This window comes from Roseateles chitinivorans (genome assembly GCF_050632235.1).
GTDB classification, from domain to species: domain Bacteria; phylum Pseudomonadota; class Gammaproteobacteria; order Burkholderiales; family Burkholderiaceae_C; genus Roseateles; species Roseateles chitinivorans_A.
On record NZ_CP192584.1, the window covers coordinates 2258473 to 2271082 of the forward strand.

Annotated in this window: 12 protein-coding genes; 7 read left to right on the top strand and 5 right to left on the bottom strand. The window is 71.5% G+C overall.

Annotated elements, in window-relative coordinates:
* Positions 1-23 precede the first annotated feature (23 nt).
* The 5 genes from ACQ859_RS10145 (at position 24) to ACQ859_RS10165 (ending at position 6373) form a co-directional block, all read left to right on the top strand.
* The gene (locus tag ACQ859_RS10145; protein ID WP_431265665.1) at positions 24-2003 is read left to right on the top strand and encodes a M3 family metallopeptidase; all 1980 of its coding nucleotides are present in this window, start codon (positions 24-26) and stop codon (positions 2001-2003) included.
* 7 nt (positions 2004-2010) lie between these two features.
* Positions 2011-2544, top strand: coding sequence for a YgjP-like metallopeptidase domain-containing protein (locus tag ACQ859_RS10150; protein ID WP_431265666.1), 534 nt, complete (start codon positions 2011-2013; stop codon positions 2542-2544).
* 77 nt (positions 2545-2621) lie between these two features.
* Entirely contained in the window at positions 2622-3707 is a 1086-nt protein-coding gene (locus ACQ859_RS10155; protein WP_431265667.1) for a tRNA dihydrouridine synthase, read from the top strand.
* Positions 3704-5998 (top strand): alpha/beta fold hydrolase, encoded by a 2295-nt coding sequence (locus ACQ859_RS10160; protein ID WP_431265668.1) that lies wholly within the window; start codon positions 3704-3706, stop codon positions 5996-5998. Before ACQ859_RS10155 ends, ACQ859_RS10160 begins: the two co-directional genes overlap by 4 nt.
* A 30-nt stretch (positions 5999-6028) precedes the next feature.
* Positions 6029-6373 (top strand): translation initiation factor Sui1, encoded by a 345-nt coding sequence (locus tag ACQ859_RS10165; protein WP_088409107.1) that lies wholly within the window; start codon positions 6029-6031, stop codon positions 6371-6373.
* A 14-nt stretch (positions 6374-6387) separates the two neighbouring features.
* Here ACQ859_RS10165 and ACQ859_RS10170 read toward each other — a convergent pair whose 3' ends face one another.
* Complete coding sequence (locus ACQ859_RS10170) at positions 6388-7059, bottom strand: class I SAM-dependent methyltransferase (RefSeq protein WP_431265669.1); 672 nt, start codon at positions 7057-7059, stop codon at positions 6388-6390.
* A 175-nt stretch (positions 7060-7234) separates the two neighbouring features.
* On the opposite strand from ACQ859_RS10170, the gene ACQ859_RS10175 reads away from it, so the two are divergent.
* The gene (locus ACQ859_RS10175; protein ID WP_431265670.1) at positions 7235-7501 is read left to right on the top strand and encodes a hypothetical protein; all 267 of its coding nucleotides are present in this window, start codon (positions 7235-7237) and stop codon (positions 7499-7501) included.
* A 93-nt stretch (positions 7502-7594) separates the two neighbouring features.
* Here ACQ859_RS10175 and ACQ859_RS10180 read toward each other — a convergent pair whose 3' ends face one another.
* The gene (locus tag ACQ859_RS10180; RefSeq protein ID WP_431265671.1) at positions 7595-8185 is read right to left on the bottom strand and encodes a DinB family protein; all 591 of its coding nucleotides are present in this window, start codon (positions 8183-8185) and stop codon (positions 7595-7597) included.
* Between the two features lie 69 nt (positions 8186-8254).
* Here ACQ859_RS10180 and ACQ859_RS10185 point away from each other — a divergent pair, with 69 nt between their 5' ends.
* Positions 8255-8500: a DUF3297 family protein gene (locus tag ACQ859_RS10185; RefSeq protein WP_431265672.1), complete on the top strand. Its 246-nt coding sequence runs from the start codon at positions 8255-8257 to the stop codon at positions 8498-8500.
* A 3-nt stretch (positions 8501-8503) separates the two neighbouring features.
* Here ACQ859_RS10185 and ACQ859_RS10190 read toward each other — a convergent pair whose 3' ends face one another.
* The 3 genes from ACQ859_RS10190 to ACQ859_RS10200 all read right to left on the bottom strand — a co-directional run bounded on the left by ACQ859_RS10190 (position 8504) and on the right by ACQ859_RS10200 (position 12603).
* Positions 8504-9913 (bottom strand): sensor histidine kinase, encoded by a 1410-nt coding sequence (locus ACQ859_RS10190; protein ID WP_431265673.1) that lies wholly within the window; start codon positions 9911-9913, stop codon positions 8504-8506.
* On the bottom strand, positions 9910-11259 hold the full coding sequence (locus ACQ859_RS10195) for a sigma-54-dependent transcriptional regulator (RefSeq protein ID WP_431265674.1): 1350 nt from the start codon (positions 11257-11259) through the stop codon (positions 9910-9912). Before ACQ859_RS10195 ends, ACQ859_RS10190 begins: the two co-directional genes overlap by 4 nt.
* 111 nt (positions 11260-11370) lie before the next feature.
* Complete coding sequence (locus tag ACQ859_RS10200) at positions 11371-12603, bottom strand: ABC transporter permease (protein ID WP_431265675.1); 1233 nt, start codon at positions 12601-12603, stop codon at positions 11371-11373.
* Between the last annotated feature and the right edge of the window lie 7 nt (positions 12604-12610).

Sequence of the window (12610 nt, forward strand, 5' to 3'; positions counted from 1 at the left end):
ATGCCGTGCGCTAAGCTTCCCCGATGCCTCACGTCACCACCGCCATTCCGGGGAACGGCCAGCCCGCCGTCCAGGCCGCCCAGGCCTACTTCGACCAGCTCAACCGCGACTACGTCGCGGTCCACAAGCGCAAGGAAGACCTGTTCTGGGCCACCTACATGGCCACCAGCGAGGACCACGAGGGCTTCGGTCGCGCCGAGACCGACTACAAGGCCTTCATCTCCGATCCGGAGAAGCTGCACGCCACGCGTGCGCACCTTGCCGCGGTGGAGGCCGTGCTCGGATCCGCGTCGGGCATCGGCGGCGATGCCGGCGCGGATGCCCGCCAGGCGCTGGCCCACGGCCTGCGCGGCTGGCTGGGCGTGTTCGAGGCCAACATCGTCGACAACGACGAAGGCCGCCGCCTGATGGCCGAATTGATCGAGGCCGAGCGCGTGCTCTTCGCCAAGCGCAAGGACTTCGCGCCGACGCATGTCAACGACCGCGGCGAGACCGAAGCGGCCACGCTGACGATGCTGTCGACCAACGCGGCCACCAACCCGGATGAGTCCCGCCGCCGTAGCTCCTACGAGGCGCTGCACGGCCTCGAACGCTGGGTGCTGGAGAACGGTTTCCTGGAGATCGTCGCGCTGCGCAACCGGCTGGCGCGGGCGCTGGGTTTCCCGGACTACTTCGAGATGAAGCTGCGCAAGAACGAGCGCATGACGAAGGCGGAGCTCTTCGGCGTGCTCGACGACTTCGTCGCGCGCACCGAGCAGGCGCAGCAGCGCGCGCACGACGCGCTCGTCGCGAAGCACGGCGCCGATGCGCTGGCGCCCTGGAACCTGCGTTTCCACAGCGCCGGCGACGTGACCCGCCGGATGGACCCGTACCTGCCCTTCGGTCCGGCGCTGCGGCGCTGGGTGCAGAGCTTCCGGCGGCTGGGCATCCAGTACCGCGGCGCGACGATGCGCCTGGACCTGCTGCAGCGTCCGGGCAAGTACCAGAACGGTTTCTGCCACGGCCCGCTGCCGACCTGGTTCGACGAGCAGGGCCGCTGGCACGCCGGCGAGATCAACTTCACCGCCGAGGCCAAGCCCGACCAGATCGGCAGCGGCGCGCGGGCGATGATGACCTTGTTCCACGAGGGCGGCCATGCGGCCCACTTCGCCAACGTGACGCAGAACTCGCCGTGCTTCTCGCAGGAGTTCGCACCGACCTCGATGGCTTACGCGGAGACGCAGTCGATGTTCTGCGACAGCCTGCTGGGCGACGCGGACTGGCTCAAGCGCTACGCGCGCACCGTCGACGGGCAGGCGATCCCCGACGAGCTGATCCACGACCGCATCGCCTCGGCGCAGCCGATGCGCGCCTTCGACGAGCGCGCGATCGCCGTGGTGCCGTACTTCGAGGCCGCGCTGTACGCGATGGCCGACGAGGACCGCACGCCGGAGGCCGTGCTCGCGCTAGCCCGCGCGATGGAACGCCGCATCCAGGGCGTCGACCGCGCGCCGCGGCCGATCCTGGCGATCCCTCATCTGCTGAACCAGGAGTCGGCGGCCTCGTATCAGGGCTACCTGCTGGCCCACATGGCGGTCTACCAGACGCGGGCGTTCTTCCTGCAGCGCGACGGCTACCTCACCGACAACCCGGCGATCGGACCGGCGCTAGCGCAGGCCTACTGGGCACCGGGCAACAGCCTGTCGCACGACGCGACGCTGCGCCGGTTGACCGGCGAGGGTTTCTCGGCGCGTTACCTGGCCGAGGCCTGCGACGAGACCGTCGAGCAGGCCTGGGCAAAGGCGCAGGACCTGCTGGAGGCGTCCGTGCGCCGGGGCGAACGCACCGACGACGGTCCGCCGCTGGATGCGCATGTCCGGGTGGTCCATGGCGCGGAGCTGCTGGCCGATAACGGCGATGGCGGGGCGACGGCGGAGCAGGCGATGTTCGACCGTTTCGAGCAGTGGATCGTCGCGCACTACGCGCCGCCGCCGGCGGCCGCGACGGCTGCGGCCGCGCACTGACCGCGTCGTGAAGTACCTGCAGGGTTACGCGCCGTCGCTGGTCGCGCAGGCGCAGCAGTTGCTGGACGCGGGCGAGCTCGGCCCGCTGCTGGCGCGCAAGTATCCGGAGCCGCACGAGGTCCGCAGCGACAAGGCGCTGTTCGACTACACCCAGGACCTGAAACAGCGATTCATGCGCAACGCGGGGCCGCTGGCGCTGGTGGCCTACGACGCCAAGCTCAAGGTCATCCAGCATGCGCTGGGCACGCACACGCGGCAGGCGGTGGTGCATGGCAACCGGCTCAAGACGCGGCGCGAGATCCGCGTCGCGACGCTGTTCCGCGACGCGCCGGCGGAGTTCCTGAAGATGATCGTCGTGCACGAGCTCGCGCATCTGAAGGAGCTGGAGCACGACAAGGCGTTCTATGCGCTGTGCCACCACATGGCGTCGGACTACTCGCAGCTGGAGTTCGACGTGCGCCTGTGGCTGAGCGTGCGGGACCGCGAGGAGAAGCTGGCGAAGGCCGGGAAGGCCGGGAAGGTCCAGAAGGTCGAGGAATAGGCGCTTCCGCTATGCTCCCGGTCTTTCCAGACCGCCGACCCGCGGCGCCACGAGCGCGGCGGGTTCCCCTGCCTCCAATGATTCTGCTGGCGCCCATGGAGGGCCTGCTGGACCACATGCTGCGCGACACGTTGACCCGTGTCGGCGGCGTGGACCGCTGTGTCTCCGAATTCATCCGCATCACCGACCGGCTGCTGCCGCGCCGCGTGTTCACGCGCATCGTGCCGGAGCTGCTCCACGGCGGATGCACGCGCGCCGGCGTGCCGGTGCGGGCGCAGCTGCTGGGCTCCGATCCGCAGTGCCTGGCGGAGAACGCCGCGCGGCTCGCGGAACTCGATCCGGAAGGCATCGACCTGAACTTCGGCTGCCCGGCCAAGACGGTGAACCGCCATCGCGGCGGCGCGGTGCTGCTCGACGAGCCGGAGCTCGTCGGCGAGATCGTCGCCGCGGTGCGGCGCGCGGTGCCGGCGCATCTGCCGGTGTCGGCCAAGATGCGGCTGGGCAACGAGGACCGCGGACGCATGCTCGATTGCGCCCGCGCCATCGAGGCCGCGGGCGCGTCGGAGCTGGTCGTGCACGGCCGCACCAAGCGCGACGGCTACAAGCCGCCCGCCTACTGGGACCAGATCGGCGTGCTGCGCGAGGCCATCGGCATCCACGTCGTCGCCAACGGCGAGGTGTGGACCGTCGAGGACGCGCTGCGCTGTCTGCAGGAATCCGGCTGCACCTCGCTGATGCTGGGGCGCGGCATGGTGGCCGATCCCGGACTGGCGCTGGCGGTGCGCGCGGCGCTGGGGCACTCGCAGGGCGCCGCCGCGCTGCCCTGGTCGGATGTGATCCCGCTGATGGAGAGCTTCTTCGCCCAGGTGCGCCGCAACGTCGCGACGCGCCACCAGGCCGGCCGCCTCAAGCAGTGGTTGCACTACCTGCGCCGCCACTATCCGGAAGCCGAGGACACCTACCAGCGCGTGCGCACGATCAATGCGCCGGACGTGCTGGCAATGACGCTGTTCGGCCGTCCGCTGGACCCCGTGGCGCCGCCGTCCGACGTGGAGGACGACGACATCGTCGACGCCTTCAACGCCTGCGAGGCGGATGAGCCCGCGGAGCACCTCTCCGATCCCGATCAACAACAAGACAGCGACACGCTGATCGCCGCATGACCGCTTACCGTCTGACCTCGCGCCTGCTGGCGCTCGCCGCCGCATTGGCGCCGGTGTTCGCCGGCGCCGCGACCGCCGCCACCGCCTCCGCCTCTCCCGCTTCCAAGGACGTCGTCCCGCTGACGCTGGAGCGCGTCCTCGGCGATCCGCCGCTGCAGGGCCGTCTGGTCCGTCAGGCCGAGATCTCGCCCGACGGCGCCTGGGTGAGCTACCTGCGCCCGTCGGAGACCGACAGCGAGCAGCTCGAGTTGTGGGCGCAGCCCGCGGCCGGCGGCGCGCCGCGCAAGCTGGTGTCGGCGGCGGACGTGCTCGGCAGCCGCAGCCAGCAGCTGACCGAGGCGGAACGCATGGCGCTGGAGCGCAAGCGGATTTCGCAGGGCGGCATCACCGGCTATCAGTGGTGCGGTCCGTCGGGCAAGGCGCTGCTGTTCCCGCTGTCGGGCGACCTGTACCTGGTGCGTCTCGGCGACCAGGGCCCGAAGGCGCAACGCCTGACCAACGACGACCAGGTGCCGGAGCAGGATCCGACCTGCTCGCCCGACGGCAGCCGCATCGCCTACGTGAAGGGTGGCGAGCTGTGGGTGCAGGCGCTCGAGGGCGACGGCATCGCCCGTGCGCTGACGAAGGGCGCGACGGAGACCCGCTTCTGGGGCCTGGCCGAATTCATCGCGGCCGAGGAACTGAGCCGCCAGCGCGGCTACTGGTGGTCGCCGGACGGCAAGCAGCTGCTGGCGCTGAACGTCGACGAGCGCGACGTGCCGGTGAAGACGCGCGCGCAGATCTTCTCCGACCGCACGACGATGACGCAGCAGCGCTACCCGGGCGCCGGCGAGAACAACGCCCGCGTCACCGCCTGGACGCTGCAGGTGTCGGACGGCCGCATGACGCCGCTGCCGCTGCCCTCGGACGCGGAATACATCGCCCGCGCCGGCTGGTTCGGCGACGGCACGCCGTGGCTGCAGACGCTGACGCGCGACCAGCACAAGCTGGCGCTGACCGAGTACGCCCACGGCGCCGGTCCGGGCCGCACCGTGATCGACGAGCGCGATCCGGCGTGGGTCGAGGTGCATGACGACCTGCAGGAGATCGACGGCCTGACGCTGTCGGGGCAGCCGGCGCTGCTGTGGTCGAGCGAATCCTCGGGCCGCCGCCAGCTCGTGCTGGTGGACCGCCGCACCGGCGAACGCCGGCCGCTGACGAACGAGCCGGAGCCGGTCGCGCATCGCGTGTGCAGCGACGGCAGGACGGTGGTGTACGCGGCGGCACGCGATCGCGGCCGCTCCCGCGAGTTGTTTGCGATCGACCTCAACGGCACGAGCCGCCCGCTGGACGGCGCGCAGCCGCGTCAATGGCGCGACGCGCGCGGCGATGGCGAGTGCGCGCGGCTGCTGGTCACGCGCGGCGCCTGGGGCGAGCCGTCGGCGCTGTCGCTGCAACCGGTGAAGGCCGGCGCGACACCGGTGGCGCTGCCCGGCGACGCGCCGGACGCGCTGCTCGCGCGCATCGTGCCGAAGCCTGACGTGGTCGACATCACCGCCGCCGACGGCCGCACGCCGCTGAACGCGCTGTACTTCGCGCCGCTGGACGGCAAGGCCGGCCCGCATCCGGTGATCACGATGGCCTACGGCGGCCCCGGCACCTCGACGACCAACTGGAACTGGAACCGCGACACGGCGCTGATCGCCTACTGGCAGCGGCGCGGCTACGGCGTGTTCACGCTGGACACGCGCGGCATGCAGAACCGCGACCGCGACTTCACCCGCGCGCATCGGCTGGCCTTCGGCGCGGTCGACGTGAACGACCTGTTCGCCGCGGTGCGCCAGCTGCCGAAGCAGGTGGCGGGCGTGGATCCCAAGCGCATCGGCTTCTTCGGCTGGTCCTACGGCGGCTTCCTGGCCGAGCGCGCGATGCTGGACGCCGACACGCCGCTGGCGTCGGCGGTGGCGGTCGCGCCGCCGACCGACTGGACGCTCTACGACACGGCCTACACCGAGCGCTACCTCGGGATGCCGCAGGACGGCAAGGGCGGTCAGACCGATGCGTACCGCCAGGCCAACCTGGTGCTGCGCGCGAAGCTGCTGACCAAGCCGCTGCTGATCGTGCACGGCACGGCGGACGACAACGTGCTGTTCGAGCACACGCTGCGCCTGACCGAGGCGCTGCAGAACGAGGCGAGGCCGTTCGAGCTGATGATCTACCCGGGCAAGGCGCACGGCATCGCGGGGCGCAGCGCGAAACTGCACCTGTACCGCACGATCGACGCCTTCTTCGCGCGCACGCTGGCGCGCTGAGCGCCGGCCTCACGAGACAGGAGCGGAGCGATGGCGCTGGTGTATTCCACGAACGGCGGGCGCGTGTGCCCGGACTGCCGGCAGGCGCAGGCCGACTGCCGCTGCAAGGCGCAGGCGGCGAACGCCGTGCTGGGCGACGGCAAGGTGCGCGTGCGGCGCGAGACGGCGGGCCGCAAGGGCAAGGGCGTGACGGTCATCCTCGGCCTGCCGATGACGGCGGCCGATCTGACCGAGACGGCCAAGAAGCTCAAGGCCGCCTGCGGCAGCGGCGGCACCGTCAAGGACGGCACGATCGAGATCCAGGGCGATCACCTGGACAAGGTGATGGCCTGGCTGACGACGGCGGGATTCGCGCCGAAGAAGGCGGGCGGCTGAGGCTCAGCGCCCGTTCAGACGGACGCCCGCAGGGTGAGCGTGTGCCAGCGCGTCCCGGTCGCGCCCAGCACCGCATCGCTCACCGCGTGGGCGGCGAGCGAGAAACCCCTCGTCGCCAGCAGCGTCCCCACCCGCGCCGGCGCGTGATTCGCGAAACGCCGGCCGTCGAGGTCGCGACCCTCGGCCAGCGAGCCGTCGAGCTGCTCCGGCAGCGACAGCAGCATCACCGTGCCGGGCGCGGCATGGCGGCCATCGGCGGAGCGCCGCAGCGTGGCGGCCAGCGCGGACAGCGCGCCCGGCAGGGCATCCTCCCCGACATGCATCAGCACGGCGCTGCACACGACGCCGTCGAAGCCTTCCGGCAGGATGTCGCCGAAAGGGCGGCCCAGGTCGGGCAGGGCGCCGTCACGCAGTCGATGCAGGCGGTCCGCGAGCGCCGGGAACTGCGCCAGCGCGCGTGCCCGCATCTCCGCGCTCGGCTCGACGCCATACGCGTCCAGTCCCGCCGCCAGCATCCCGGCGACGTCGCGACCCGCGCCCGCGCCGACATCGAGCACCCGGCTGCCGCGCGGCAGCGCCGCCTCGACGACCGGCAGCATCGCGCTGCGCGATGACTCGGGATGCGAGGCGAGACGCTCGGCGTAACGCCGGTAGAAGTCGTCGGTGCCTGGGTCGGTGTGTTCCATGCGTTCCATGATGCCGCAAGCGGTCGCGAGGACTCCGGGCGGATACCGGCCCCCGAGTGAGGGGGCGGTTGCATCCGGTGACGCGAGTTGCGACGTTTGCACGTGCGGTCACCGGGGCGGCGTCCTAAGGTTGCCTCGTCCGGCCCCACCTCCCCGGGGGCCGCGGAGACCGTCCATGCGTCCTTCCCAGTTCGGTGCGCTCCACAGCGACACAGGCTCGCGCAGCAGCCTCGGCCATGCCTTCGGGCACAGCCAGGGCCGTTTTCTGCTGCGGTTCGAGTCGCTCTTCCACGCCGGCCGCGGCCTGTCCTTCCCCTGCGACGAGCGGGGCCAGGTCATGCTGGACCTGCTCAGCGAGCAGGCCCGCGAGAACTACCTCTTCGCCCGCGCCGTCGTCGGCCACGAGTACGCGACCCCGGTGGTCCAGCGCTGCGACGACTGACGGCGCGGTGCCGGCGCGATGCCGGCGCGATGCCGGTGGCCGCGCGGTCCCCGTGCGGGCTCAGTCCGACCGCAGCGCGACTTCCTTGCGACGTCAGCGCGCCGCGAGCTGTGCCGCGTCGTACTGCCCCAGCACCCATTGCAGGCCGGCCAGGTGCTGCTGGTCGTGGCTGCAGAGGTAGTGGATCAGCGACTTGAAGCTCAGCGGGCCGTAGCCCTCGAAGCGCGCCGGGCGCTTCAGCTGATCGGGCGTGATCGACGCCAGCATCGCCAGCGTCTCCTGCCGCGCTGCCGCGAAGGCGGCCAGCGCCGCCTGCGCATCGTCCTCGCCGTAACGGCGCTCCCGCGCCAGCGTCTCCGTGTCCAGCGAGGGCAGCACCGGATCGTCTTCCCCCAGCGTGCGGCGGATGCGCTGCTGGTAGCCGTCGATCTCGATGTCGCGCACGTGGCAGACCTGCTCGATCGCGGTCAGGGGCTCGCTCGGCACGCCGTCCCAGGACGGCGGCGCCCAGTGCCGCGCCTCGACGGGGAACAGCGCGAAGTGCGCCGCCAGCTGGGCGGGGAAGGCCGCGAGCGCGTCCAGCGTGACGCGGTCGACGGCGGAGCCGGAGGCGGCGCTCGACGAGGCGCCTGGTGTGGCGCTCGATGGCGCCCCGGATGAGGAGGGCGTGGCGTTGGTGGTCATGCCGCCGATATTAGGCGCCGGTCTGCGGGACAATCACGCGTTTTCCGATTCCCCACGCACGATCCTGTCATGAGCGATACCGCCCGCCCCGAACTGCCCGACCACCTGTCCATCGACCCGCGCAGCCCGCATCACGTCGCCGCCGTGTTCGAGCACGACATCGGCATCCTCTTCAACGGCAAGGAACGCAAGGACGTCGAGGAGTACTGCGTCTCCGAAGGCTGGATCCGCGTCCCTGCCGGCAAGACGCTGGACCGCAGGGGCCAGCCGATGATGATCAAGCTCAAGGGCAAGGTCGAAGCGTTCTACAAGTGACGCTCAGCGCCTCGGCCAGCTGATCGCCACCCACAGGCCGCCGCCCTCGCGGTGGCCCATCGCGATGCGGCCGCCGTGCGCCTCGGCGATCTCGCGCGCGAGCGCCAGGCCCAGCCCGCTGCCGCCGCGCTTGGTCGAGTAGAACGGCATCAGAGCCTGCGACAGCTGCGCCTCGGTCATGCCGGGGCCGCGGTCGCCGACCTCGACGCGCCAGTCCTCGCGCGCCACCTCGACGCTCAGGCTCACGCCGTCCGGCGCGCTGCCGGACTCGTGCGCGTTCTTCAGCAGGTTGATCAGCGCCTGCTCCATCTGCGCCGCGTCGAAACGCCCGGGGACCGCGGGCAACTCGCCCGTCAGCGCGAAGGCGTAGTGCGCCCCCAGCGAGTCGACGAAGGGGCGCCACTCGACCGGCGCCAGGACCGGCGCCGGCAGCTTCGCGAAGCTCGCGTAGCCCGCCAGGAACTGGTGCAGGTGCCTGGCCCGGTCGCCGATGCTGGCGAAGACGCCGGGCACGCGCTCGTGCATGCCGCGGCGCGACAGCTCCGCGCCGCTGTGCGCCAGCGAGGAGATCGGCGCCAGAGAATTGTTCAGCTCATGGCTGATCACGCGGATCACCCGCTTCCAGCTGGCGACTTCCTGGCGCGACAGCTCCTTCGTCATGCGACGCAGCAGCCGCAGGCGGTGCGGCTGGCCCTGCAGCCGGAAGTCGCGCATCGACAGGTGGTAGCGCTCTTCCTGACCGTCCTGCATGACGCTGAACAGGCCGTCCTGCGCGCCCGCGAAGGCCAGGCGCAGATCCTCCGGCGCCTGGACCAGCAACTCGTCGAGCCCGCGTCCCGCCAGGCTGCGGCCCTGGTCCATCAACTGCCGCGCGGCGATGTTGGCGTAGGCGATGCGCTCGTTCGCATCGGTCAGCAGCAGCGCCACCGGCGTGTTCTGCACCACCGTGTCCAGCAGCAGCTCGCGCTGCGCCAGGTGGCGACGCTGTTCGCGCAAGGCCAGGCCCAGCTCGCTGTGCAGGCGCGTGAGCGTCGACAGCTCCGACAGGCCGCCGGGCGGCTCGGCGGCGATGCCGCTCCCGAACTCGCCGTCTCGGTAGCTGAGCACCGTGCTTTCCAGCGCCCGCAGCAGCCGCGACAGCGGCATCAACAGCAGGCTGGCCAGGCCCCAGACGATCGGCAGCATCAGCAGGAGCGTCAGTCCGAGCGCGGCGGCGCTCCAGGTGCCGGGCGCCTCGTGGCCTGTCGACTGGAGCAGCTGCGGCACCGGCCACAAGGTCAGCGTCAGGTGGATCAGGACGGCCGCGATGGCCGCCGCGATCAGGCACAGCGCCAGCCGCATGTGCAGCGAGCGGTGCCAGCCCGATCGTCGGGACGCCGGGCGTTGCCGTGGGGGCGGCGACGCCTCGTTCATCCGATGTCCAACCCGTAGCGCTCCATGCGTCGGTACAGCGCCTGGCGGGACAGGCCCAGCGACTGCGCCGCGCGGCTGATCACGCCCGAGGCGGATTCCAGCGCGGCGATCACGGCCTCGCGGCTCGGTTCGTCGAGGTTGCGCGACCCCAGCGGCACGGTCAGCGGCGACACGGCCGGCAGCGCCAGGTCCTGCTCGCCGATCACCCGGTCGGGCGCCAGCAGCGCGGCGCGTTCGATGGCGTTCTTCAGCTCGCGGACATTGCCCGGCCACGGGTGCGCCAGCAGCGCCTCGCGCGCGCTGTCGCCGAGTGTCGCGCGGCCGGCCAGGAAATGCTCCGCCAGCGGCAGGATGTCGGCCACGCGGTCGGCCAGGCCCGGCAGCGCGACCTCGATCACGTTGAGCCGGTAGTACAGGTCCTCGCGGAAGGTGCCGGCGCGCACCATCGCGCGCAGGTCCGAGTTGGTCGCCGAGATCACCCGCACCGTCGTCTGTCGCGAACGGCTCGAGCCCAGGCGCTCGAAGCGTCCGGTCTCCAGCACCCGCAGCAGCTTCACCTGGCCGGCCAGCGGCAGGTTGCCGATCTCGTCGAGGAACAGGGTGCCGCCGTCGGCGGCCTCGAAGCGGCCCTCGCGGGCCCGCGCCGCGCCGGTGAAGGCGCCGCTCTCCGCGCCGAAGAGTTCGGCCTCGATCAGCTCGCCCGGCAGCGCGCCGCAGTTGATCGCGACGAAGGGACCGTCGGCCACGGCCGAATTGGCATGCACGATCGCCGCGACGCGTTCCTTGCCGCTGCCGTTGGGACCGGTGACCAGCACCGGCGCGGCCGAGCGCGCCACCTGGCACGCGAGTTCCAGGCAGCGCAGCAGCGCCGGTGATTCGACGACCAGCCCGTCGAGCCGGTAGCGCAGCCGCAGCTCGTTGCGGCGCTGGCGCTGCTCGTTCCGGCTCTCGCGCAGCGCGCGGCCGTTCTCGGCCAGCTCCAGCAGGTTCTCGACCGTCGCCAGCAGCTTGGTGTCGTCCCAGGGCTTGGCGAGGTAGTCCGCCGCCCCGGCCTTCACCAGCGCCACCGCCTGCTCCAGCTGGGTCCAGGCGGTCAGCAGGATGATGGGCAGGTCGGGGTGGCCCGCGCGCAGTTGCTGGAAGAGCGCCCGGCCTTCCTCGCCCGAGGTCGTGTCGGCGCTGAAGTTCATGTCCTGGATCACCAGGTCGACGCGGCGCTGCCCCAGCAGCGCCAGGCCCTCGGCCGGCGAGGCGGCGTACAGCGCCTCGATGTCGTGCAGCGAGAGCAGCAGCGTCAGCGCCTCGCCGACACCGGCATGGTCATCGATGATCAGGACGGTTCTCATTGGAGGCGCAGCATAGCAAGCGGGGACCGGGATGAGAGGCGGCGCGGGAGCCCCGCGCCGCAGAGAAACCGCCGTCGGAACGAGGACGGCGCAACAGCGATGAGCCGGCGTTCAGCCGCCGCGCAGCGCGGCCACCGGCGGCAGGGCGGCGGCGCGGCGCGCCGGCCCGAACACCGCGATCTGGCCGAGCGCCCACAACACCAGCGCGCCGAGCGGCAGGTAGACGAGGGGCAGGCGCGGCAGCTCGTAGCTGCGCATCAGCAGCAGGCTGATGCCGTACGCGCCGACCATGCCCAGCACGATGCCGGCGGTGGACAGCAGCAGGTTCTCGGTCTGGAAGTAGCGCAGGATCTGGCCGCGCGTGGCGCCCAGCGCGCGCCGCGTGCCGATCATCCGCGTGCGCTGCTGCACCCAGAAGCTCGCCAGGCCGACGATGCCGAAGGCCGTCACCACCAGCAGCCCGACGCAGACGCCGGCCAGCAGCTGGATCATCGAGCGGTCCTGGCGGTAGTAGTTGCTGCGCAGCTTGACGATGCCGTCCTGGTCGCGGATCACGCGGCGCAGGCCGGGGCTGTTGGCCAGCAGCTTCTCGCCCGCGGCTTTCAGCACGGTCTCGGGGTTGGCGCCCGGCGAGACGCGGATCATGAAGTTGCCGCCCCGGAAGCTCGGCTGCACCGGGAACATCATCGTGTGCAGCGCGTTCTCGTCCTGCGAGCCCGGGTTGGGCGAGGGCAGGTCCTGCACGACGCCGACGACGCGCTGCGGCTCGTTGCCGTAGACGTAGATCGCCTTGCCCACCGCGGACTCGCCGGGCCAGAGCCGCTCGGCCATTTTCTTGTTGATGATCACCGCTGGAACGCGCGGATCGGGATTGGTGTCCAGGGTGGAGCCCGGGACGAACTCGTTGGCCTCGAAGTCGCGCCCCTCGACCAGCCGCAGTCCCATGGTCTTGATGAAGTCCGGTCCGACGGTGTAGTGGCTGCCCGTGACGCGGCTGGACTGGTTGGTGTCCGCGCTCAGTCGCACGCCGGAGTTGTTGGAGCTGCGGCCATAGGCGTACTGGTTGGTCAGCGTGACCGAGGCCACGCCCGGCACCTGCCGCAGTGCGGCCAGGTCGGCCTGCGTCTGCGGCTCGGGGTTCTCGACGCGCGCCATGCTGGACAGCGAGAGCGTGGCCAGTTCCGACTCGGCGATGCCGGTCTCGGCGGTGATGCGCTCGACGCGCTGGAAGATCAGGAACAGCGCGTTGCACACGATCGCGCAGGTCAGCGCGATCTGCAGCACGATGAGGCCGGCGGCGGTCTTGTGACGCTTGAGCGTCGACAGGATGGGCAGGATGTCCATGGTGAGC